The 22,150-nt window shown below is 55.2% G+C and carries 22 protein-coding genes; 5 read left to right on the forward strand and 17 right to left on the reverse strand.

Annotated elements, in window-relative coordinates; all coding sequences use genetic code 11:
* The 4 genes from BN3772_RS28250 to BN3772_RS28265 all read right to left on the reverse strand — a co-directional run.
* Nucleotides 1-454, reverse strand: a 454-nt coding sequence (locus BN3772_RS28250) for a metallophosphoesterase (protein WP_167336701.1), incomplete at its 3' end; no start/stop codon positions are given.
* Nucleotides 455-501: 47 nt separating this feature from the next.
* Nucleotides 502-1,626 (reverse strand): ABC transporter ATP-binding protein, encoded by a 1,125-nt coding sequence (locus tag BN3772_RS28255; protein ID WP_042203793.1) that lies wholly within the window; start codon nucleotides 1,624-1,626, stop codon nucleotides 502-504.
* A complete protein-coding gene (locus BN3772_RS28260) occupies nucleotides 1,623-3,308 on the reverse strand; it encodes an ABC transporter permease (protein WP_042203795.1) in 1,686 nt (561 codons plus the stop codon). The genes BN3772_RS28255 and BN3772_RS28260 overlap by 4 nt, the downstream gene beginning before the upstream one ends.
* A gap of 9 nt (nucleotides 3,309-3,317) precedes the next feature.
* Nucleotides 3,318-4,412, reverse strand: a complete 1,095-nt coding sequence (locus tag BN3772_RS28265) for an extracellular solute-binding protein (protein WP_042203796.1) — start codon at nucleotides 4,410-4,412, stop codon at nucleotides 3,318-3,320.
* Between the two features lie 174 nt (nucleotides 4,413-4,586).
* On the opposite strand from BN3772_RS28265, the gene BN3772_RS28270 reads away from it, so the two are divergent.
* Nucleotides 4,587-5,489, forward strand: a complete 903-nt coding sequence (locus tag BN3772_RS28270; RefSeq protein WP_042203797.1) for a LysR family transcriptional regulator — start codon at nucleotides 4,587-4,589, stop codon at nucleotides 5,487-5,489.
* Nucleotides 5,490-5,680: 191 nt separating this feature from the next.
* Here the strand turns inward: BN3772_RS28270 and BN3772_RS28275 are convergent, their stop codons facing one another.
* The 10 genes from BN3772_RS28275 to BN3772_RS30820 all read right to left on the reverse strand — a co-directional run bounded on the left by BN3772_RS28275 (nucleotide 5,681) and on the right by BN3772_RS30820 (nucleotide 15,637).
* Nucleotides 5,681-6,559: a cysteine ABC transporter substrate-binding protein gene (locus BN3772_RS28275; RefSeq protein ID WP_042203800.1), complete on the reverse strand. Its 879-nt coding sequence runs from the start codon at nucleotides 6,557-6,559 to the stop codon at nucleotides 5,681-5,683.
* A gap of 18 nt (nucleotides 6,560-6,577) precedes the next feature.
* Nucleotides 6,578-7,333 (reverse strand): amino acid ABC transporter ATP-binding protein, encoded by a 756-nt coding sequence (locus tag BN3772_RS28280; RefSeq protein ID WP_042203843.1) that lies wholly within the window; start codon nucleotides 7,331-7,333, stop codon nucleotides 6,578-6,580.
* 20 nt (nucleotides 7,334-7,353) lie between these two features.
* A complete protein-coding gene (locus BN3772_RS28285) occupies nucleotides 7,354-8,031 on the reverse strand; it encodes an amino acid ABC transporter permease (RefSeq protein WP_042203801.1) in 678 nt (225 codons plus the stop codon).
* Nucleotides 8,012-8,677 carry an amino acid ABC transporter permease gene (locus BN3772_RS28290; RefSeq protein WP_042203803.1) on the reverse strand — a complete coding sequence of 222 codons (666 nt, stop codon included), beginning with the start codon at nucleotides 8,675-8,677 and terminating at the stop codon, nucleotides 8,012-8,014. Before BN3772_RS28290 ends, BN3772_RS28285 begins: the two co-directional genes overlap by 20 nt.
* A 473-nt stretch (nucleotides 8,678-9,150) precedes the next feature.
* On the reverse strand, nucleotides 9,151-9,939 hold the full coding sequence (locus BN3772_RS28295; protein WP_042203804.1) for an ABC transporter ATP-binding protein: 789 nt from the start codon (nucleotides 9,937-9,939) through the stop codon (nucleotides 9,151-9,153).
* Nucleotides 9,929-10,912 carry a FecCD family ABC transporter permease gene (locus BN3772_RS28300; RefSeq protein WP_042203805.1) on the reverse strand — a complete coding sequence of 328 codons (984 nt, stop codon included), beginning with the start codon at nucleotides 10,910-10,912 and terminating at the stop codon, nucleotides 9,929-9,931. Before BN3772_RS28300 ends, BN3772_RS28295 begins: the two co-directional genes overlap by 11 nt.
* A gap of 39 nt (nucleotides 10,913-10,951) precedes the next feature.
* Nucleotides 10,952-11,893 carry a heme ABC transporter substrate-binding protein IsdE gene (isdE, locus tag BN3772_RS28305; protein WP_042203806.1) on the reverse strand — a complete coding sequence of 314 codons (942 nt, stop codon included), beginning with the start codon at nucleotides 11,891-11,893 and terminating at the stop codon, nucleotides 10,952-10,954.
* Between the two features lie 104 nt (nucleotides 11,894-11,997).
* Nucleotides 11,998-14,412, reverse strand: coding sequence for an NEAT domain-containing protein (locus BN3772_RS28310; protein WP_042203807.1), 2,415 nt, complete (start codon nucleotides 14,410-14,412; stop codon nucleotides 11,998-12,000).
* 5 nt (nucleotides 14,413-14,417) lie between these two features.
* Nucleotides 14,418-15,434, reverse strand: coding sequence for a heme uptake protein IsdC (gene isdC, locus BN3772_RS28315; protein ID WP_052380738.1), 1,017 nt, complete (start codon nucleotides 15,432-15,434; stop codon nucleotides 14,418-14,420).
* A gap of 50 nt (nucleotides 15,435-15,484) precedes the next feature.
* Entirely contained in the window at nucleotides 15,485-15,637 is a 153-nt protein-coding gene (locus tag BN3772_RS30820) for a hypothetical protein (protein WP_157643670.1), read from the reverse strand.
* 227 nt (nucleotides 15,638-15,864) lie between these two features.
* Here BN3772_RS30820 and BN3772_RS28320 point away from each other — a divergent pair, with 227 nt between their 5' ends.
* The 4 genes from BN3772_RS28320 to isdG are packed head-to-tail and all read left to right on the forward strand — an operon-like array spanning nucleotide 15,865 to nucleotide 18,958.
* Nucleotides 15,865-16,827 (forward strand): ABC transporter substrate-binding protein, encoded by a 963-nt coding sequence (locus tag BN3772_RS28320; protein WP_042203808.1) that lies wholly within the window; start codon nucleotides 15,865-15,867, stop codon nucleotides 16,825-16,827.
* Entirely contained in the window at nucleotides 16,824-17,822 is a 999-nt protein-coding gene (locus BN3772_RS28325) for a FecCD family ABC transporter permease (protein WP_042203810.1), read from the forward strand. The genes BN3772_RS28320 and BN3772_RS28325 overlap by 4 nt, the downstream gene beginning before the upstream one ends.
* A complete protein-coding gene (locus tag BN3772_RS28330; RefSeq protein WP_042203811.1) occupies nucleotides 17,819-18,640 on the forward strand; it encodes an ABC transporter ATP-binding protein in 822 nt (273 codons plus the stop codon). Before BN3772_RS28325 ends, BN3772_RS28330 begins: the two co-directional genes overlap by 4 nt.
* A 3-nt stretch (nucleotides 18,641-18,643) precedes the next feature.
* Entirely contained in the window at nucleotides 18,644-18,958 is a 315-nt protein-coding gene (gene isdG / locus BN3772_RS28335; protein ID WP_042203813.1) for a heme oxygenase, read from the forward strand.
* A gap of 65 nt (nucleotides 18,959-19,023) precedes the next feature.
* Here the strand turns inward: isdG and BN3772_RS28340 are convergent, their stop codons facing one another.
* From BN3772_RS28340 to BN3772_RS28350, 3 genes are all read right to left on the reverse strand, one after another.
* Complete coding sequence (locus BN3772_RS28340) at nucleotides 19,024-19,446, reverse strand: HIT family protein (RefSeq protein ID WP_042203815.1); 423 nt, start codon at nucleotides 19,444-19,446, stop codon at nucleotides 19,024-19,026.
* A gap of 252 nt (nucleotides 19,447-19,698) precedes the next feature.
* Nucleotides 19,699-20,637 carry a glycoside hydrolase family protein gene (locus tag BN3772_RS28345; RefSeq protein WP_042203817.1) on the reverse strand — a complete coding sequence of 313 codons (939 nt, stop codon included), beginning with the start codon at nucleotides 20,635-20,637 and terminating at the stop codon, nucleotides 19,699-19,701.
* Between the two features lie 37 nt (nucleotides 20,638-20,674).
* Nucleotides 20,675-22,096, reverse strand: coding sequence for a family 43 glycosylhydrolase (locus tag BN3772_RS28350; protein WP_042203818.1), 1,422 nt, complete (start codon nucleotides 22,094-22,096; stop codon nucleotides 20,675-20,677).
* Nucleotides 22,097-22,150 lie beyond the last annotated feature (54 nt).

A 22,150-nucleotide genomic window follows, 5' to 3' on the forward strand; every position in this document is an offset into this window, starting at 1 on the left:
CTTTGCCGGCGTACGCCGGCGGCTGAGCTCCCCAGAAATCCTCGCGGATCTCGGTCATGTCCTGCAGCGTCTGGGCGGCAAGCGGCAGATCCGGACGGAAGCCGGCGTGGACGAACAGGTAACCGTCCGCTTCGATGTACGGGGGGAGTCCCCGCAGCCATTCACGGAGGGATGTGCCGCCGGAAGCTCCGGAAGCAATGTCTGCAAGTTGCCCAGGCAGCCGCAGCTCCATATTGCCCGGAACAGCCTGGGCCCCTTCCTCTGTCAGCTTCCGGACCAGAAGCAGCGTCTCCCAGCTTGGCGGATCTTCGTCTATGTAATCCCCTACCAGAATCAGGCGGTCTGAAGCGGGATTATATTCAGCGGTATCAAGCAGCTGCAGCAGCCCTCCGGCATGTCCGTGGATGTCAGAAACCGCCAGCAGTCTGCCTGTATTCAGTGATGTGTGCAGCACAATATCAGCGGCCTTTCCAAAGTGATCTTTAGGTTCTTCTCTTGCTCTCAGGTTGCATAAATATAGGAGGCTTCGCGGGAAAGCTCGGCATGGATAATGCTCCCGCCATCCCGCTGCTCATCGCTGAACAGGTATAAGCGTTCTCCTGCTGCCGACTCTGCCATCGTCCGCCACTTGGTCCCCTCAAAGGTCGAGTGAATGACGGTCGCTTCAATCCGGTTAAAATCCCCACGTTCATTAGAAGCTTCTGCTCCGGCTGGCAATACCTTGACTGCTTCCGGCCGGAAACGCAGCTCCGCGCGGCCTTCCGCCCGCAGGCTTCCGTCCGGCCCGCAGACGATCCCGCGCAGCAGACCTGCCGAACTTTGCAGGGCAGCATCTCCCGGCGTGCCGGTAAAGGTGCCGCTCAGCACATTGATTGCCCCCAGCAGCGAGGCTGCCTGCCTGCTGGCAGGCTTATTGTAGCAGGCCATCGGCGTGTCCAGCTGGTCAATAGCCCCGCTGCGCATCAGCAGCAGCTTGTCGGCCATCGCGAAGGCTTCCTCCGGATCATGGGTCACATGGAACACGCTCATTTTCAGCCTGCGGAACAGCACCGACATCTCGGTCCGCATCTCCACGCGCAGCCGCATGTCCAGATTGGAGAGCGGCTCATCGAGCAGCATCAGCCGCGGCTCTGTCACCAGGGCGCGGGCAATTGCCACCCGCTGCTGCTGGCCGCCCGACAGCTGCGGCGGCAGGCGCCGTTCGAAGCCTTCGAGCTGGAGCAGGGTCAGAGCCTCCTCCACCTTTTGTTTAATGGCTTGCGCCGACAGTCGTTTCTGCTTCAGGCCGTAAGCAACATTGTCATACACATTCATATGGGGCCACAGCGCGTAGTCTTGAAACACCATATTGATGCCCCGTTTTTCGGGCGGCGTCATCCGGGAGGCAGTGGCAATCGCCTTCCCGTGCAGCAGAATTTCTCCCCCGTCCGGCTGGCTTAATCCGGCAACAAGCTGGAGCAGCGTCGACTTACCGCAGCCTGAGGGACCCAGCACGCTGATAATTTCACCCTCCTGCAGCTCCAGGTTGATACCGCCCAGCGCCTGGAAACCGCCGTAGCTTTTCTGCAGATTTCTGATTTCAAGCAGCGGGACACCCGGAGCGTGTACGGTCTGTGGTTGGCTCATGCTCTGGCCCCTCTCTTCTTAAAGATAGTTTCAATTATAATCAGGATGAATACGATAATGCCGCCTCCGGTTACCGTGGCTGCAGAAGCATAGCCGAACCGCATATCTTCAAAGGCATCATCAATAACGATTGGCAGGGTTACAAAATTCGGCGGGAACAGAATAGAATTGACCGCCAGATCAAAGATGCAGGAGCCGAAGGCCGCAAGTGCACCCGACACCAGTGCGCCGCGGATCAGCGGGATCAGGATCGTACGTACCCGGGTAACCAGAGAAGCCCCCTGGATCTGAGCGGCATCCAGCAGATGCCCCGGAACCTTGGCCATCGAGCCGGTAATCACCCGGGTAATGACCGGTATGGCTCCGGCGATGGCAGCCAGCACCAGAATCGGCGGCTTGCTATACAATCTGAGCCCTAGCGGCTCAAGCCATTTCTGGTTCCAGACAAAAATATAGCCGATACCGAGTACAACGCCCGGAACTGCGAAGGAGATCAGCGTAGCGGTCTCAATAAGCTTTTTAAATTTGAACCGGGAATACGACAGCACAAACGCAGCACCAAGGCCGATAATCAGTCCGAATACAGAGGCTGCAGCCGCAATCGCCAGCGATCTGCCGATGCCGGGGAATAAATCCGCCCCGTGACGGAACAGCTCGCTGTAATGCTCGAGCGTCAGATTGCCTCTGACCAGTCCGCCTGATTGTACCTGCAGAATGGACATGACCAGGCTGGAGCCGATCGGAATGCCGATGACAACAATGAGCAGCAGACCCACCGCGCAGCTGATCAGCCAGCTGTATTTACCGGCAGAGCCGGGAGCCGAGCGGACAGCCCGCCCTGACAGAATGTCATATCTGGCTCTGCGCAGTACATAGAACTGGACGGCAATCGCCATCGCGATCAGCAGCACCAGATACAGGGACAGTACACCAGCCATGTCGAACCGGATGGGCGAGGTGTAAATAGCCGAATAGATGGAATACGGCAATGTCGGAAAGCGGTAGACTACCGCTATTGCCGAAGGAAGACCGAAGTCTCCGACAGTATCCATAAAGACCAGCAATGCCCCTGAAAAAATAGACGGCAGCAGCAGCGGAACCTCGACCGTCCGCCATACGCGCCATGAGCTGGCGCCGCACAGCCGTGCGGCCTGTGACAGCATATCCATTTTCCACTCCATCGCCGCACGAACGGTCAGATATGCCAGCGGGAACTTGCTGAAGGTCATCACCGCAACCAGACCGGCCGGTGAGAATACAGCGGAGCTTACCCATTTCCAGCCGAACAGCGATGCGGCCAGGCCGTTGCCGGCGGAGAACATAATCCAGCCCTGGGCCAGGATAAAGGAAGGCATGATGAACAGAATCCAGGCGGCGGCATCCAGCAGCGCAGCCCCCTGGAAAGACCAGCGGGAACGGGCCATAGCCAGCACCGTCCCCAGAATGGTTCCAAACAGCGTAGTGCCGATGCCCAGCAGCAAAGAGTTCTCCAGTGATTTTCGCCAAAGCGGGCGGTTGAATACATCCAGCAGGAGCGACAGATCGCCAAAATTCAGTTCTCCGAAAAAAACGCCCGGCAGCAGCACCTGAACGATGACCGCTGCCAGAGGAAACAGGACAAGAATGGCGAGCAGGATGCTGACGATCCAGCCCAGCCTGTTTACATTAAGCGCCTTTAGCATATTACCGGCTTACTGCACTGCCTGATCGGCAAACCATTGCTTGATCTCAGCTTCATGCCCGCTCGCCCATGCGGCCTCTGTAAAGTTCAGCTTGGCATCAGCGGCACGGTCAGCTTTCGGTTCTGCGCCCTCTGCCGACGGTTCAAAGTAAGCCTCGTCCCCGGTATCAACCAGTTCCTGCTGCACTTCCGGCTCCAGCAGGAAGCTCACGAACTGCTTCGCTGCATCAGCTTTTGCCGTATCCTTCTGGATTGCAGCAACACGTACGGATGCCGGCGCTCCCTCCTCAGGCCATACCAGCTCCACCGGTTCTCCGCCAGCCACCATGGAATACGCATTCGATTCCTGCAGCGCAGCAATATCAATCTCCCCTGCAGTCAGAGCCTGTACCACCTGCGGATTCTTCGGATACACGCGCAGCCCCTGCTCCATCAGTGTATTGAAGTAGGCCTTCCCGCCGTCCATTCCCTTATCCTCAAAAAAGCTGGAAACAAACGGATACGCCGGTGCCGCAATCGCCGGATCAGCCATACCCAGTCTGCCTTTATAGGCTGCGCGGCTCAGATCTTCCCAGGAGGCAGGAATATCTGCACCTGTGATGTTGTTCTTATTGTAGACGATGATTCCGGCAGCATGGGCCCCGGTCGGATAATACGAGCCATCCTCGGGAATCAGCGATTCATAGTTATCTTTCAGTCCGGCCACATTATCCGGCGTCCAGCCGGTGAGCAGCTGGCCTTTGGCATCCAGCCCGTTAATGGAAGGCATTGCATCGATCCACACAACATCCCATTGCGGATTGCCCTGCTCGGCTTCAATACGGGACATAATTTCGGCACCGTTACCGGAGACGATGTTCAGCTTGATGCCCGTCTCTTTCTCGAACATTTCACCGATGACCGCATCAAAATCGTTCAGGTATACTGTCAGCGTCTGGTCACCGGCAGGTGCTGCTGTTGCCGCCGGTTCAGCTGTAACCGCCGCATTTCCGTCAGCTGCTGCAGCAGTTGTATTACTCTGGTTCTGTCCTCCGCAAGCTGTTACCGCGAGTAGTGAGAGCGCACCTGCTGCAATACCTGCTGTTTTGAGCCAATTCCGTTTCACGATTGATTAATCCCCCTTGAGCTTCTTGTTTCGCCTTAGCGTTACTTCAAACTTTAACAACCTTGTGTAAGAGCAACGTTAAGCCTGGGTGTTAGTTTTATTAAATATATCTATGTATATTGAATGTTTAATAGATAACGTCTATATTTCAAATATAGAGGGAGCGTGAAGGCATTGAACGTACAGCAGCTAAAAGTATTCGTAGAGGTTATGCGCAGGGAGACATTGCAGGAGGCAGCAGAGACGCTGGAGCTGACCCAGCCTACCGTCAGCTTCCATCTGCGTAAGCTGGAGGAGAGCCTCGGCACCCCGCTGTTCCGCAAGCAGTCGCGGAAGCTGATCCGTACAGAGGCGGCGGAAGAACTGCTGCCGTATGCACGGCGCGTCGTTTCACTGATGGAGGAAGCCGCCGAGCGTATGCGGATAAGGGCTCTGCATACACACAGCAGGCTGAAGCTTGGCGCAAGCTATACACCAGCCACTTATTATCTGCCTCCCTTCCTGGCGGATTACAAGCACCGGCATCCTGATACAGACCTGCTCTTGACGGTAAAAAAAGCCGAAACCGTGCTTTTGCTCTTAAGGCATCACGAAATTGATGCAGCGGTCATCTCCCTGCCGGACGAACCGCTGAAGGGCCTGCAGGTGCTGCCGCTTATTGAGGATGAGCTGCAGCTGGTGATGAAGCCCGGCCATCCGCTCAGTGAAGCTGAGCCTTTGACTGCGGAGCAACTGCAGGGCGAGATCTTTCTGCTCCATGAGCAGGGCTCCACCTCCCGGCAGCTGGCCGAGGAGTGGGCGGCTTATGCCGGCGTCCAGTTCCAGTCCGTCATGGAGCTGGGAGCGATCGAGACGATCAAGGAGACGCTGAAGTTCAACTCCGGCATTGGAGTGCTGCCGCTGCGCAGCGTTCTTAAGGAGACTGCCGCCGGTGAGCTGATCCGGCGGCCTCTGCCGGGAGACGGCTACGTCAACCGCCGGCACATCTGCCTCGTCTACCGGGACGAGCCGATCTATGCCCGGCATATCCGGGATTTTATCGAGTATATCCGGGGGATTGGCGGCGCCGGCTCATAGGCGATTTTAAGAACAAACTAACTCTGGGGGCAACACGCCTGCCCCCTCCGAATTGTTCTCGCGCCCACGCCTGTTTTCCGGCCCAACAACGGGACTTTACCGTTGTTTCCGTGTAATACAAAAAGCTGCCCCGAGCGAATATCCGCACGACGCAGCTTTATTAGGCTCCTGTATTCTTTTACAATCTGCAGCTACTCGATCTTTCCGCCCTCAACCACCAGCTCATCGGTATAGCCCTCACCGTAAACTTCATTCAGAGTCGCATTATACGCCTCATGGATGAACTTTTCCTTGCCCAGCGTCTCCAGCTCGGTGTTGATCCAGCTCAGCAGTTCAGTATTGCCTTTGGCTACTGCCGGGGCAATCGTATCCTGGCCGCCGAAGGCCGGGATGCTTACAGTGAAGCCGGGATTGGACTTCGCCCAGGCGATCAGCTCGGTGTTGTCATTGGCAATCGCGGCACCGCGTCCGTCCTTAAGTGCGGAGAAAATCTCGGTGTACTGGTCAAATTTCAGCAGCTCAATGTCCGGATATTCTTTGGTGAAATAGGTCTCAGCTGTAGTCCCCTTGGCGACAATGAGCTTCTGGCCTTTCTCCTTCAACTGGTCGATGGAAGTGATCGGTGCACTGTCCGGGGAGACGATCCCGAAGGACAGCTTCATGTACGGGCTGGCAAAATCGACTTTCTCCTTCCGCTCATCCGTAACCGTAAAGTTGGCCATAATGATGTCCACTTTATTGGATTCGAGATAGGCTACACGGCTGGCCGCATCCACCAGGACAAATTCTGCCTTCGATTCATCGCCGAGCAGATCCTTGGCAAATCTTTTGGCAATATAGACGTCAAAGCCCTGATTCTTTCCTTCGGAGTCCACATAGCCAAACGGCGGCTTGTCGGCGAATACTCCGATCCGGATCTTTCCGTTCTTCTTCAGCTGTTCAATCGAATCAAATTTGGAAGAAGATGAATTTGATCCGGCGTTGTTATCCGAATTGCCACAAGCAGTCAGTCCCACCAGCAGCATACTTGCCGCAATAATACCCGTTATTAACTTTTTTCCTTTACCCATCTCTCTCATCCCCTGTTTCTATAGTTTGTTGTACTCAAAAATATTAAGAAAGTGCTGTGCACGTTCTGTCGCAGGACTGGTGAAGAACTGCTCCGGCGGAGCAACCTCACATACGGTGCCTTGATCCATAAAGACGATACGGTCGCCAACCGATTTGGCAAATCCCATTTCATGCGTCACGATAATCATCGTCATGCCCTGCTTAGCCAGGCCCAGGATAACGTCAAGCACTTCGCGCACCATCTCGGGATCAAGCGAAGCCGTCACCTCATCGAATAAAATAATGTCCGGATTCATGCACAGCGCCCGCACAATCGCGATCCGCTGCTTTTGCCCGCCTGACAGCTGCCGGGGATAATCGCCCGCCCGGTCGGCCAGGCCAACCCGCCCCAGCAACTCCTGCGCCTGCTGCTGCGCTTCCGCGCGCTCTCTCCGCTGCACCTTCAGCGGCCCCAGCAGAATATTCTCCAGCACCGTCATATGCGGAAACAGCTCATAATTCTGAAATACCATCCCGATGTGCTGGCGCAGCTCGCGCCAGTTGACATCCCCTCCGGCCAGATCCTGGCCGCGGTATAGAATATGTCCGCCCTGCACCGGCTCAAGGCCGTTGAGACATCGCAGCAGGGTGCTTTTGCCGCAGCCGGAAGGCCCGAGAATGACAATGACCTCCCCGCGCTCCACCTGCAGATCAATTCCTTTCAGCACCTGACGGTCACCGAATGTCTTATGGACACCCTGTACCTTCAGCAGCAGTTCACCTGTCTTCGTCATATCCGCGTTTCCTTCCTCAGCTAATTTTGCCATTTCCGTTCAAACCTTCTGGATAGTCTGGAGAGCGGATAGCAGACAATAAAATACAGGATAAAAATAAATCCGTACACCCAGAACGAGGCGTTCGGCGCTTTGATCACACCCAGCTCAATAATCTGCTGCCCGATTTTCACCACCTCGATAACACCGATCAGCACAACCAGCGACGTAGTCTTCACTATCCGGGTGGCCAGATTGATCGAGCCCGGCAGCATCCGCCGCACCGCCTGCGGGATCAGAATATACCGGTACAGCTGACCTCTGCTTAAGCCCAGCGCGTGCCCCGACTCCACCTGATGCTTCGGCATCGATTCCAGCGCGCCGCGCACAATATCGCCGATCTCCGCCGCCCCCCAGAGACTGAACACCAGGATCGCAGTAGCCCCTCCGCTGATATCAATGTGCAGCATAGGCGAAAAGCTGAAATGCACCACATACAGCCAGACCAGGATCGGAATAATCCGGAAGGCCTCCAGATACAGCCGCAGAACCAGCCGCAAAGGCCGGGAATTCACCGTCCGCAGCAGGCCCATCAATACCCCCAGCACAGTCCCTATAACAATAGAAACAAAAGAAATTTCAATCGTAACCAGCAGTCCCCCGAGCAGCCGCTCGAAGTTCGAGCCCTCAAACAGCACCTCAATTCCCGAATTCGGCATGCCGCACCTTCCTTTCCACCCAAGTGAGCAGAAGCGACAGCGGCAGCACCAGAATCAGATAGGCCAGCACCAGCAGCAGCAATGATTCTGCGGTTTTGTAATGCATTCCGATCAGATCCTTGGCGACATTCATCAGATCCATCAGGGCGATCGCCCCGACAATGGATGTTTCCTTCAGCAGAAAAATCGCGTTCGCTCCCAAAGAAGGAATACTGATAGCCAGCGCCTGCGGCAAAATCACATACCGCGCCAGCTGCACCCTGCTTAGTCCGATGCTGAGACCCGATTCCAGCTGTGTCCGGCCGACCGCCTCAATTCCGCTTCTGAACGCCTCCGTCATATAGCTGCCTCCGAGAAAAGTCATCCCGGCCACCGCACACTGGAACTCGCTCATGTGAATACCCACCTTCGGTAACCCGTAATACAGGAAGAACAGCTGGACCAGCAGCGGTGTGTTTCTCGACAACTCGATGTACGCCAGAATAATGCTTCTAAGCCCTTTAACCTTATAAAAAAGTACCAGACTAAACACAAGCCCGAGCACGAGCGACAGCACAATCGCGATTAACGCCAGCTTCACCGTCAGCCACATGGCATCCCCGTACAAGGGCAGACTTTCCATAATAAACTCCCAGTCTAAATTCATCTGCACAACCTTCCGTCCGCCAAAATAAAGCCCTCAATCTTACTAGGGTGATTTTATCCCGAAGCTGACATAAGGTGATATGATTAATTTCACACTATTCCAAGTTATTAACTAAGAATTAATAGTATACCTGCCTGATAGCAGCTCCTTCTGGTACTCTCCCTTTCAATTTCAATTGATATAGCTGGATTTTTTTCATCTATTTCCATCTTTTCAGACACTTTTCTATCACTAGTTGGAAAATCTCTAACTACCGTTGTTTAACGAATAAATAGATGGAGAAATTCCATTTAATACAAGCTGATAAAAAACCGCCAATGCCCTGTGTACGCAGGCAATGACGGCTTTCCTCCAGTATGAATGATAAGACGCTCCTGCTGGGAAGCGTTACAGGCGGCTTGATACAGACGATTGTGCTGGCAGAAGAATCCGAAGAGGTTAATCTGACCCTTGTGATGTGTTCTGTCCCCGGTTTAATGGGGGCCTTTATACTCTCTTCTAACCGGCACGATATACATGCCCGTATCCGGGTCGTTTTTCACAACGACATCCACGCCATACACCGCTTTAACTGATTCGGCGGTTATCACTTCCTCCGGAGCTCCCTGCAGCACTGCCTGCCCGGCCTTCATTGCGATCAGATGATCGCTGTAATGCACAGCCTGATTCATGTCATGCAGCACCATAACAACCGTCAGCCCGTGCTCCTTGCCCAGCCGGCGGATCAGTTCAAGCATTTCATACTGGTAGTAGATGTCCAGGTAGGTCGTCGGCTCATCCAGAAAAAGCACCGGCGTCCGCTGGGCCAGCGCCAGCGCCAGCCATACCCGCTGGCGTTCGCCGCCGGACAGCTCGGCCAGCGGCTTCTTCCGCTTATCCTGCAGGTCCGTGCAGGACAAGGCCCATTCTACTGCTTCCCGGTCCGCTTCGCGCTCCGGCGACAGCAGCGAACGGTGCGGAAGACGGCCGAAGGCGGCCAGCTTCTCCACCGTCAGATCATCCGGCGCCGTATTCTGCTGATGCACCACCGCAAGCTTACGGGCAATCTCGCGCGGCCGGTATTCAGCCAGCGTCCTGCCGTCAAGAATAACCGAGCCGGCATCCGGCTTGTAATTGGCCGCGAGCACGCCGAGCAGCGTTGATTTCCCGCTGCCGTTGGGCCCGATAATTGCCGTAGTCCGGCCCATTGGAATGTCCAGATTCAGCCCGGTAAGCAGGCTTTTGCCCCGCCGGTAGGAGAAGGAAAGGTCTTTAATCTCCATGGTTCATCTCTCCTTTGCGCAGCAGGAATATCAGGAACGGTCCGCCGATTACTGTCATAATAATGGAGGCCGGGATCTCGACCGGGGCCAGCACCGTCCGCCCGAGCGTGTCGGCCAGCAGAATAAGCAGGGCACCGGCCAGCGCCGTGAATGGAATCAGCACCTTATGATCGGAGCCGACCAGCTGCCGGGCAATGTGCGGAACCAGCAGGCCGACAAAAGCAATCAGCCCGCCGATCGCCGTCGCCGTCGCAGCAAGCAGAACCGCTACTGCCGATACGAGTATCCGCACCCGGCTGACATTCATCCCGAGGTTGCGGGCAGTTTTATCCTGCAGCACCAGCACGTTGCACCAGGGGCTGATCAGCAGCGCCAGAACCAGGCCGATTGTGCCGTACAGCACAATAATCTGTACATCCTGCCAGGTTTTCAGGTTAAAAATCGACGTTGTCGCCATATTGACCATCGTTATCGCATAGCTGCCCCGGTAATTAAAGGATTGTCCAAGCCCGGTAAAGGTAGCATTGACCGCAATACCGACCAGAATCAGCCGCAGCGGCTGCAGCCCGGATTTCCACGACAGCGAAAAAACCAGCAGGCACGCTGCCGCTCCGCCAAGAAAAGCGAACAGCGGCATCCAAAAGAACATCGCCGGAAAGATCGTCACCATCGTCAGCGAAATAAAGCCCGCCCCTGAGGAGATCCCGATTACCCCGGCATCGGCCAGCGGGCTGCGCATAACCGATTGCAGCAGCACACCCGAGACAGCCAGCGCCGCTCCGCAAAATAAGGCAATAATGACCCGCGGCAGACGCAGATCGCGGATAATCGCTACATTCTCATTCGTGCCTGTCCATAGGCCCGTTATCAGCTCCGGCAAAGTAACCTGGAGACTGCCGCGGAGCACAGACCAGATCACAGTAGCCAGCAGCAGGACCAGGACAGCCGCAAAGCTCCATATTGTTTTTTTCATATCCTCATCCCCTGTTGTTGAAAAAGTTCTGCTCCCGCTCTACGGTGTAAGCTCCGGATACAGCATCGGCAGCAGGTCATCCAGCGCCTGGTCAGCAGCAAGGTTCGCTGTCGTACCGAACAGCTCCTCCGGCAAATCGTAGACGCGGCTGTTTTTGACTGCATTGAAATGCTTCCAGATATCATTTTTCACGAAATCCTCGTTAAACATCTTGATCACTTCCTCCGGCATCCCGTGCGCTGCACGCAGAATCACATCCGGATTGCCCTGCTGCAGATACTCCGTATTCGAGGCCAGATATTCGACCTCTTCCCCCTGCACGATGTTCACTCCTCCGGCTATACGCACCAGGTCACCGATATACGAATGCTCTGTAGCAACCAGATAGCTGCCGGGAACCCCTAGCAGAATCAGCACCTTGGGTGCAGGTTTACCGGCAGTAGCCGCCTCCACTTCAGCAATCTTATCGGTGTAACGGGTAACGCCCCGGTCTGCCTGTTCCTTGCGGTCATATTTCTCCCCCAGCAGGGCTATAGACTCCTCAAGCTTATTAAGGCTGGTCAAGTCAAGGAATAAGGCATTGATTCCGGCATTTCTGAACAGAGGCTCCAATTCATACTTCAGAGTAGTTACCGACAGTACCTCACTCGGCTGCAGTGATTTTACTTTCTCCAGATCCGGACTCATCGGGCTGCCTACCTGCTCCACATCATCATAACGCTCCGGCAGTACCTTGGCACTGGTCGGAATGCCTGTCAGGTCAAGGTCCAGCAGATTCATGATTTCAGTCGCAGCTACCGTGGTCGCAACGATCCGCGGAGCAGCGGTGGCCGCCGGTTCCGCCTCCTCTGCACCTTCCTGCCGCGCTTCTGCTGTAGCCGCAGGGGCCGTCTGCTGCGCAGCACTGTCTGTATTTACACTGTTCCCGGCACAGCCTGCCAGCAGCAGTATCCAGCAGGCAGCCGCAAGGCAGCTTAACATTTTTCTTCTCACTGAAATATTAACTCCCCTCTCACAGCAAAACTGCGAAGGACACCGGATATCCGGCATCCTTCGCTGGTCATGTGCTTATATGCCGGAATGTATTATTGCTCCAGCAGCTTCACAAGCAGGGATACAGCTTCTGCCCGTGTGGCATAATCGCCTGCTGCATAACGGTTGCCGCCTTTACCGCTGACCAGTCCGGCCTGCTCGGCTGCCGCCACATACGGGCGGGCCCAGGCCGGAATGTCAGCCAGATCACTGAAGGTTGGCACTGCGGCCGGATCAATCGTCAAGCCCTTGGCACGGGCTACGATCACAGCCAGCTCTGCGCGGTTGATCTGGCGGCTTGGGCGGAAGCTGCCATCCTCATACCCGCCGATAATCTGCATAGCGGCGATCTGGGCGACACCTTCATTTGCCCAGGCCGGAATGCTGCTCTGGTCGCTGAATACGGTTCCTTCCCCTGCTCCGCTAAGCTTCAATGCACGGCTGATCAGTACTGCGAACTCCGCACGGCTGACCGGATTATTCGGACGGAAGCTGTTGTCGTCATACCCGTTAACCAGTCCGGCCTGGACAGCTTTTTCAATTGCTGCCTGTGCCCAGTGGCCGTTCAGATCTTTAAGGCTAACAGCAATAGTATTCCCGCCGTTAGCTGTTCCGGTATTACCGGCTGCAGGAGCCTGTGTTGGTGCAGGCGCAGCTGAAGCAGAAGGTGCTGGTGTTGCCGATACTGCCGGCGTTCCTGCGTCAATGGTTCCGGCAGGATCGCTGACTTGTCCGCCAACGGTGCTGCCAACCAGGATATCAACATCATAGCTGCTGTCGTAGTTGAATTCAGGCCACACGATTTTGACCCAGGCATTCAGCTTGGCTCCTGTACCGCTGACCGGGAAACGGACGGTACGGGTATTGGCAGCTGCATTGGAAGCTATAACCGATACTGCTCCTTGTTCGACTGTGAAGCCTGTGATTTCTTTGCTTTGCTTCAGCGTAATCGCCAGATATTTCTGGCCGCCGGACACAATCAGTGTCCCTGGATGCACAGTGTACGTGTCCATCATGGAAGGCTCATTTGACCCGTCTTTCAGGATCGTATAATCAATACTGTAGAAGCCGTCTGCCAGAGCAGCCGGCGTTGGTGCTGTACCGCCTCCGGTATCTGTACCCGTTCCCGGCGTCGGAGTCGGAGTAGGCGTTGGTGTCGGATCAGGTGTAACTACCGGCGGTGTTTCATCTTTTACCGCAGTAATGGAATCTGCATTAAATTTGTAGCGCACAGTATGCGTCATATCATAGGTCGTAGGCGTTCCTCCCATGTTCACCACGGTTACGATGTGCACAGTTCCGTTCAGCACAGGCTGCAGCTTGTCTACAGGGAAGGAAATAACACGCGTGTTAGCCTCCGTATTCTCGCTTACTGTCGAAGCCGTCTGTCCGTCAACGGTTACTTCTTTGATGGTGGAGCTGTCTTTGATGACATTGATCGATACGCTCTTCTGTCCGTCCTTCACCGTAAGGGTAGCAGGGGTTCCGAAGTAGCTTTTCATCGAAGAGTCCTTATCCTGTGTTGCATGCAGTACGGAATACTCAATCGTATAGTTACCGTCGCTCAGCACCGGCTCTGCAGGTACTTCCGGCTGAACCGCAGTAATGGAATCTGCATTAAATTTGTAACGCACAGTATGCGTCATGTCATAGGTAGTCGGTGTCCCGCCCATGTTCACCACGGTCACGATGTGCACAGTTCCGCTTAGCACAGACTGCAGCTTATCTACAGGGAAGGAAATAACACGCGTGTTGGCCTCTGTATTCTCGCTTACTGTCGAAGCCGTCTGTCCGTCAACTGTCACTTCCTTGATAGTGGAGCTGTCTTTGATGATATTGACCGTTACAGTCTTCTGCCCGTTCTTCACCGTAAGGGTGGCAGGGGTTCCGAAGTAGCTCTTCATCGAAGAATCCTTATCCTGTGTTGCATGCAGTACGGAATACTCAATCGTATAGTTACCGTCGCTCAGCACCGGTTCTGCAGGCTCTACAGGAGCTGCCGGAATCAGGCTGGTGTCGAATTTGAAATCAACATTATATTCATTGTTATAAAAGAACTCCGGCCATTCGATTTTAACCCAGCCATCATTGGCAGCAGTCAAATCACCCAGCTCAAACTGCACAGTTCTTTCGTTGTTATCCGTATTATTACTGGTAATAGTGCCTTCTGAAAGAACACCGTCTGCTGTTGTCAGCTTCAGTCCGGTGATCTCTTTGCTCTGCTTAACCGTGAACGACACATAGTTTTTGCCGTCCTTAACTTCCAGCTTAGCCGGTTTAACTACATACGTTTCCATTACGGAATTATCGCTTGTGCCGTCCTTCAGAATGGAATACGGGAGCTCGTATACCCCATCCTTATATTTTGCGCTTTCAGCTGATGCTGAACCCAGCGGCTGAAGCACTGAGCTTATGAACAAGACAACCGCCAACATTCTGAACAGTAAACCGAATTTTGTTTTATTCAACTGGATCATTCCCCTTTTGGTTTATTTTGTCTGGCTCTGAAAATGGTGTAGCCGGCTGCTGCTGCAAGTAATACTACTCCGCCGCCCAGCAGTATTTTATTGGAGGCCGGAGGGGCCTCCTGCGGCTGAGGCTCTTCAGCCGCTGTTTCACCGGCAGCTGCCGGTCCGGCTGACGGCATGGCAGTTGGCTCTGCTGCTGTAACTGCAGCAGCTGCCGGCTCATCCGTTGACGCTGCTGTTGCTGCCGGAGCAGCCGTCGTTTCCGCTGCTGCTGAAGATACAGCCATTGCCTCCGCTGCTGCAGCCGTTGCTGTGGCTTGCGGGGCATCTTGCTCCCCTGCGGTGACCTTCGGGTCATTCGTGGCCGCAGGCTTGCCCGCCTCTGCTGCGGCTGAAGCCGCTGGTTTGCTTGTTGCTGCAGCTGTGGCAGCAGGCTTGTTTGCTGCCGCCGGGGACGCAGGCTTACTTGTCGCCGTCACCGCCGGCTTGCTTGTTGCTGCAGGCTGACTCGTTGCTGCGGGCTGACTCGTTGCTGCGGGCTCGCTTGCTGCAGGTTTGCTTGTTGCTGCAGGCGCAGCCTGCTGAGCAATTTGCCCCGCTTCAAACACAAAACGGATCGTGTAATCATGATCGTATTCAATGGACGGCACCGTGACATGAATTTTGGCAATCACCGGCTCGTCCACATTGTTCACTTCAAATTCCATGATCCGTGTATCGGCTGCCTTGTCGCTGCTGATAACCTTCGTGTTACCGCCAGGCACCTGAAATTCAGTAATCCACTCACTGTGATTCAGCTGCAGGCGGACAACAGCTGTCCCTCCGGATATGGTTACCTTCGCCGGCTTCTCAAAGTAATCATTGGCCATGGAAACGGATTCATCCTCGGCCTTCTTAACGACGTAATGGACGCTGTAGGTTCCGTTAGCCGGAGCAGCGGAAGCAATCAGGCCTGGCTGAAGTGAACCAGCGAATGTAAGCAGAAGGACAACTGCCAGCCCTAATCTTCTGAGAATAGACACGGTAATTCCTTTGCCTCCTTTCTATAAATCTGGTGATTATCAGCAGGTTATCACTGATAATCATTATCAATATCTCCGCAAAAAAAAAGCACCTCTGCTTCTTTTTTGACTCCAACATTAGCTTGCTCTGCTTGTGGCCTGCCGGCAGCAAACAGATAGTGGCTGTTGAGATGATAATAAAGTGCCTTTTTATCATCTGTCAATCCTTTTTGGCTTATTTTTTTCTGTAGGCCTCCTGATTACTTCCCTGATTCATCCCCTTATTTGAGAGCTATTTTTCCCGTCCTCCCCCGTTTATCAATGGATTTTGTCCGGCATTCAGGGGTAATTGTGAATTTTGTTTGACAATGATAATGAGAGTCATTATCATTCAAATTACGAAGTCTACATTTTAGTCTTTCCGTACATTCATTCACACAGGAGGTTAACCATGATTCATAAATGGTACAGGTCTCTCCTCCTTCTGGCTTTATGCCCCCTTCTGCTCACTGCCTGCGGATCAGCCGCAGGGACAGAGGCAGCCGGTGCGGATGCAGCTAAGCCTGCAGTGAGCTTAACCGATTTTGCCGGAAGGCAGGTCAGCTTCCCTGCTGTTCCGCAGCATATTGTAGCGCTTGGGAACGGAGAAGCGGACATCATTACCGCTCTGGGCGGAACCCTGGCAGGCAAGCCCGCATCTGCCGGAACAGAGCCGGTCCAGGGAACCGGAGAGGTAATGCAGGTCGGATCTGCCCACGAAGTAGATCTGGAGAAGATTGCATACCTTAAAGCCGATGCCGTGCTTGGCAATGCGCAGATTAATGCCAAGGATGTCCCGGCTATTGAGAGCATCGGCGCCGAAATGGTGCTGACCGAGGCCAACTCGGTAGAGGACATAACGAAGCAGATCCTGCTCTTCGGCGAGATGCTCGATAAAGGGTCTGAAGCACAGCAGCTGAGTGCAGAGATTGAAGCGGGGATACAGGCAGCAGCAGTCAGCCCCAATACGGAGAAGCCGAGGGTGCTGCTGGTTTACGGCGCTCCGGGAACCTATATGGCGGCGCTGCCGAATTCGCTTGGCGGGAACATCCTGGAGCTTGCAGGCGGTGCTAACATTGCCGCCGGGTTCCCTACTCTGCAGAGCTACCCGCAATATGCCACGCTCAGTACGGAACGCATTATGGAGGCTAATCCGCAGATTATTCTGATTATGACCCACGGCAGCGGCGAGGCTGTCCAAAAGGGCTTCGAGCAGGAAATGCAGCAGAACGCAGCCTGGAATTCTATCGATGCAGTTGTACATAACCGCGTTCATGTATTGCCATCCGATCTGTTCGGCACAAATCCCGGAACACGGGTGACCGAAGCTCTGCAGCTAATGGTCTCGCTGTTCGCAGAAACGGTGCAGCAATGAACAAGCAGCAGCGCAATACCCGCAGAACCCTGGCTTTGATTCTTGCTCCGGTACTGCTTCTTCTGGCCTGTCTCTACGGATTAACCTACGGTTCTGTCTCCATCTCTCCCGGTGAAGTCTGGTCAATCCTGCTCGGCAGCCGTCCGGAAACGTCCGGACTGATCATAATGGATCTCCGGCTGCCCAGAGTGCTGCTCGGCCTGCTGGTCGGCGCCTGTCTGGCCGTCTCCGGTGCCTTGCTGCAGGGCGTCATGTCCAACCCCCTGGCCGATCCGGGCATCATCGGCGTCTCTGCCGGCGGAGGGCTGGCCGCCGTCATTACGATGGTGGTGCTGCCGCAGTACAGCTATCTGCTGCCTGCCTCGGCTTTTGCCGGCTCCTTCATTGCCGCAGCCCTGATCTATCTGCTGGCCTGGGATAACGGCGCCTCTCCCGTCAAGATCGTGCTGGCGGGCGTGGCGATTAATGCCCTGCTCGGCGCAGTCATGAACGGCTTCATGGTCGTCTTCAGCGACCGTGTCCAGGCGGTGCTGCCCTGGCTGTCCGGCGGACTCAGCGGACGCAGCTGGCATCATCTCGGCTTTGCCGCCCCATATGCGCTGGCCGGGCTCGCGCTGTCCCTGCTGGCCATCAAGCCGGCGAATCTGCTGACGCTTGGCGATGATCCCGCTCGGCTGCTCGGGCTGCGGGCCGAAGTGTCCCGCTTCCTGATCATTCTGCTGGCCGCGCTGCTGGCGGGAACAGCTGTCAGTGTCGCCGGACTGGTCGGCTTCGTCGGCCTTGTTGTTCCCCATGCGGTCCGCCTTCTCATCGGCGGGGATTACCGGTTTCTGCTCCCGGTATCCATGCTCGGCGGCGGAGCGCTGGTCGTCTTCACAGACACCGCCGCCCGCACCTGGTTCGATCCGGTGGAGCTGCCGGCGGGGATTCTGCTGGCCGGAGTCGGTGCTCCCTTCTTCCTCTACCTGCTGCGCAGAAGGAGGCTGGCCGGATGACCCGCATTACTCATTCTGATGTTCCGGCTCTCGAATGCCGCCGGCTGCATTACCAGCATGGCGGATTCCGGCTGAACAACATAGAGCTTAAGGTTCCGCGGGGACAGATAACAACGATAGTAGGACCTAACGGCTCCGGCAAATCTACGCTGCTCCGGCTTCTTTCCGGGCTTAGCGTCCCCGAATCAGGCGAAGTTCTGATTGACGGAGAGGCGCTGCGCAGCATTCCGCGCCGCAAGCTCGCGAAGCTTCTGGCCATGCTGCCGCAGTCAAAGCAGGTGCCCGAGAATCTGACCGTGCGGGAGCTGGTGGCTTACGGGCGATCTCCGTACCAGAGTCCCTGGAAGCACAGGGCCAGTACTGAGGATGACCAGTGGATCGGCCGGGCGCTGAAGCTTACCGGCACTGCCGTTTATGCGGACCGCATGTTCCATACTTTATCCGGAGGTGAACAGCAAAGAGCCAGAATCGCGATGACGCTGGCCCAAAATACGGATATTCTGCTGCTAGACGAACCGACAACCTTTCTGGATATCACCCACCAGTTCGATCTGCTCGGCATGCTGGCGTCAATCAACCGCGAAACCGGTATGACTATTGTAATGGTGCTGCATGATCTCCCGCAGGCCGCCGCATTTAGCCATCATATGATCGCACTCAGGCAAGGTACGCTTGCGGCGGCCGGAAATCCGCGGCAGCTGCTGGACACCGCTTTTTTACAAAAGGTATACGCTTTGAGTGCTTCAGTTACTTATGTTGAGCACTATCCTGTCATTATTCCGCATCAAACCAATCTATTAAACCATTTGGAGGAATGAATCATGATTATCGTTAACAATACTTCCCAAATTGCCAAAGGCCAATCTTCGCTGCTGATCAACCGGTTCGACAAAGTAGGCAAGGTTGAGGAAATGGAAGGCTTCCTGGGCCTTGAGGTGCTGCTGAATGAAAAGCCGGCCGAGTATGATGAGGTGACCATCAGCACCCGCTGGGAGTCTAAAGAAGCTTTTCAGGGCTGGACCCGCAGCGATGCATTCCGTGAGTCTCACTCCCACCGTCAGACACCGGAATATATCCTGTCCAACGCCATTTCTTTTCACGAGGTCAAAATCGTCCGCAATCCCATCAGCGCCTGATCAGCAACAAAAAACAGCGTATGCCGGAGCTAGACCGGTACACGCTGTTTTTGTTATGCGGCATTCTACAGAAACGTTTGCAGCAGCGCGATCCGTTCTGCATACTCCTCATCCGTCAGATACGTCTGGCCCGGATTCATCTCAAAGGTTGAACCCCAGTCCTTCTGCCCCTCATATTTAGGCACAATATGCATATGCAGATGATGCAGCTTGTCCCCGTAAGCCCCGTAATTGAGCTTGTCCGGCCCAAAAGCCCGATCCACCGCGGCAGCCGCTTTTTGCACATCGCCCATAAAGGCTGCCAATTCTTCAGGGGAAAGCTGGAACAGCTCCTTTACATGATCCTTGTATACGACATTGCATCTGCCCTTATACGTCTGCTCCTTGAACAGGAATACCGTCGATACCGCAAGCTGTGCCACCTCAAGCATCAGGTTATCCCGGCGCTCATCCTCCATACAATACATGCACTCGTTATTCTTTTCCATGTGCTACATCCCTTCAGGTGTCATTATGTAAGCCCTATCTCTTCTATCCTGCGCTTATACACTGCTATATGCAGTTACAATAGTTACAGGCTTCCGGCAAAAAAAGATCCGTTTATTGCTAACGGACACCAGTACCCCTATGTCGGCGTATTCAGCGCAATATTCGCAGGTGGAGGGGCGATAAGGCCGCTGTGGTCCGTTAGGACTGCAAGATCCGGATGGATTCAAAAGAAAGACAAACCATTCTGCCCATTAATCCTGCTCCGGCAGCAGCTTGAGCTCAAATGCCTCATTGCGGTCGCAGACAAGCACGCCGTCAATTATGTCCAGCCTGGCAGCCTGAACCGAGGAGCGGCGGCTCTGATATCTGCCTTCCGGGCTGTCTTCGCTCTCACTGCCGTCTCTGCCGGGATGCGTGAAGTAGAAGATGTAAGCTTCATCGCCCTGCACAACGACATCTGCATGCAGCCCGATGGTACCGTCATCCTCGCGGGTTCCCGGCTGGTCCAGGATCAGCCCGTTACGCTCCCATGTCTCCAGGTCAGCGGAGCGGAAGACGCCCTGCCCGCGCCATTCGTCTACAATCATCCAGTAATGGTCCTTGAACCGGAAGACGTTGGCGCCTTCATGCGGCCGTCCGGTGATGACAGGTCCGGTAACCTCCCACTGGTACAGGTCCTTGCTGTCCGCCGCATAGGTATGCGACCCGTTCGCCTCATCCTTGTACCACATGCGGAACCCGCCGCCGGGCAGCCCGTGGATGCAGGCGTCGATTACCCGGTCCGAGCTCAGCTCAAGCCGGGAACGGAAGGTCCAGTCCAGCAGGTTAGGACTGGTATAATGGAGCATATCGCGCCGGTGGCCGGCCCAGCCGGACGGAATGCCCTGAATGTAGCTGACGTACATATGGTATAGCCCCTCATGCCAGATAATCTCCGGTGCCCAGAACGTATTGCGGCCCCATTCAATATCAAGCCCCTGCAGTGTTCCGCGGTACAGCCAGCTTGTCCCGCCGTCGCGCGAGGATGCGACGCCGAGGTCTGTGCCGTGCACCCAGGCCACGCCTTCTCCCTCCGCTGTCACTCTGCGGTTTGTATAAATCATCCACCATTCCTGGGCTTCCCGGTTCCAGATCATGACCGGATCAGCCGCCCCGTCGTATAACGGGTCCCTGAATAAAGGTGCCTTCATTGTGTTATCCTCTCCCGCTGCAATTTGGTTGCTGTTCTTATAATCCCGCCCGGTACTTAAATCCGCTGAACCTTACCTCACCAGTACCTGAAGCCTGGAGCGCAATACGCAGGCTCAGGAAGCCCCCGAGCACATTATGGTGGAAGCCGGACATTTCAAATCCGTGATCCAGCTTGCTCCACTCCCCTTCGGCATCCATGAAATACAGGCTTACCTCATGCTCGTCATTAATAAGCTTTAAGGAGACGGAACCTCCGGGCGCTGCTGAGCGTTCGCTCGTGTTGCCGTTGCGGTATGCGAACGCTTCCCTGCCGTCAAAGCCGATGCCGTAGTGGAAGCCCGGCTTGTAGAACAGGCCGAGCGTCCCGTACGCTCCGTCTTCAATAGCTACAGTAACCTCGGCGGTGTACGTATGATGCACCGGAATGCAGAGCAGCGGCCCGGACTGCTCACCGGGAACTGCTTTTAATACTACACTATTCTTATCGATCCGGTAATCTTCCCGGTGTACTCCGCCCCAAAAATGCCAGTGCAGCCCCAGGCCGCCCGATTCCTCAGATACCAGCGCCCGGTCCGGTTGCCCTGCTGCTGATGGAAGCCCCCCAGCGGGAGCAGCCCCCGCCTCCTGATCCCCTGCCGTGAACCAGCCGTCCGCCGTCCAGGTTACCGGTTCAAGCAGCGTCTGCCTGCCGATCGGATAGTAGTCTTTTTCATAAGCATGATAGACAAGGTACCAGTCTCCCTCCGGCGTATCTACCAGCGTGCCGTGCCCTTTGGACCACCACTGCTCTCTGCGGTGCATTGTGCGTACAACCGGATTATGCGGGGAGTTAGCCCACGGTCCGTCTAGTGATGCCGCCCGGGCGGAGACGATCATATGACTGGTGGCCGGTCCGGCCGTCCCGCCTTGTGCACTGGTCATATAATAGTAGCCGTCCTTGTAAGTCAGCTTGGGGGATTCCAGATAGAAGCCCTCTGTCAGCCACTCCTTCGGATAACGCCAGCCCGCATATACCTGCTCCAATTCGCCTGCTGTAGACAAGCCGTCTTTGGACAAACGTATTCTGTAGCCTTCCGACAGAAACAGATAGCGGTTGTCCTGCTCATCTGCTGCATGGCCCGGATCAATATACCCGACCTTCAGATCCACCGGCCTGCTCCATGGACCTGCCGGATTCTCTGCTGTCACCACCCAGTTCGTTCCCCCTGCAGGAAAATAGATATAGAAAAGTCCCTCATAATAAATGAAATCCGGCGCCATAATTGAACCGCCTACATGCTCTAGTACGGCATGGCAGACCGGCTCCCAGTCCGTCAGATTCAGGGAATGCCATATAAGCAGCCCCGGTGTGTAGTGGAAAGAAGAATGCGTCATATAATAGCGATCCCCGGCTCTTACTATAGACGGATCCGGATAATCTCCCGCCAGAATGGCGTTAATGCCTTGAATACGTGTCATGATCAGCCTCCATTAATCGAATTGATGACAGCTTGCCGGGAACTGCTGAACAGA

It is taken from the genome of Paenibacillus camerounensis (assembly GCF_000723885.1).
GTDB lineage: Bacteria > Bacillota > Bacilli > Paenibacillales > Paenibacillaceae > Paenibacillus_AQ > Paenibacillus_AQ camerounensis.

Coding starts and splice junctions, on each gene's coding strand:
- BN3772_RS28345 (WP_042203817.1), bottom strand. CDS start 20,637: ATGAAGGCACCTTTATTCAGGGACCCGTTATACGACGGGGCGGCTGAT.
- BN3772_RS28260 (WP_042203795.1), bottom strand. CDS start 3,308: ATGCTAAAGGCGCTTAATGTAAACAGGCTGGGCTGGATCGTCAGCATC.
- BN3772_RS28280 (WP_042203843.1), bottom strand. CDS start 7,333: ATGACGAAGACAGGTGAACTGCTGCTGAAGGTACAGGGTGTCCATAAG.
- BN3772_RS28255 (WP_042203793.1), bottom strand. CDS start 1,626: ATGAGCCAACCACAGACCGTACACGCTCCGGGTGTCCCGCTGCTTGAA.
- BN3772_RS28285 (WP_042203801.1), bottom strand. CDS start 8,031: ATGCCGAATTCGGGAATTGAGGTGCTGTTTGAGGGCTCGAACTTCGAG.
- BN3772_RS28300 (WP_042203805.1), bottom strand. CDS start 10,912: ATGAAAAAAACAATATGGAGCTTTGCGGCTGTCCTGGTCCTGCTGCTG.
- isdG (WP_042203813.1), top strand. CDS start 18,644: ATGATTATCGTTAACAATACTTCCCAAATTGCCAAAGGCCAATCTTCG.
- BN3772_RS28295 (WP_042203804.1), bottom strand. CDS start 9,939: ATGGAGATTAAAGACCTTTCCTTCTCCTACCGGCGGGGCAAAAGCCTG.
- BN3772_RS28320 (WP_042203808.1), top strand. CDS start 15,865: ATGATTCATAAATGGTACAGGTCTCTCCTCCTTCTGGCTTTATGCCCC.
- BN3772_RS28275 (WP_042203800.1), bottom strand. CDS start 6,559: ATGGGTAAAGGAAAAAAGTTAATAACGGGTATTATTGCGGCAAGTATG.
- BN3772_RS28330 (WP_042203811.1), top strand. CDS start 17,819: ATGACCCGCATTACTCATTCTGATGTTCCGGCTCTCGAATGCCGCCGG.
- BN3772_RS28290 (WP_042203803.1), bottom strand. CDS start 8,677: ATGAATTTAGACTGGGAGTTTATTATGGAAAGTCTGCCCTTGTACGGG.
- BN3772_RS28325 (WP_042203810.1), top strand. CDS start 16,824: ATGAACAAGCAGCAGCGCAATACCCGCAGAACCCTGGCTTTGATTCTT.
- isdE (WP_042203806.1), bottom strand. CDS start 11,893: ATGTTAAGCTGCCTTGCGGCTGCCTGCTGGATACTGCTGCTGGCAGGC.
- BN3772_RS28350 (WP_042203818.1), bottom strand. CDS start 22,096: ATGACACGTATTCAAGGCATTAACGCCATTCTGGCGGGAGATTATCCG.
- BN3772_RS28340 (WP_042203815.1), bottom strand. CDS start 19,446: ATGGAAAAGAATAACGAGTGCATGTATTGTATGGAGGATGAGCGCCGG.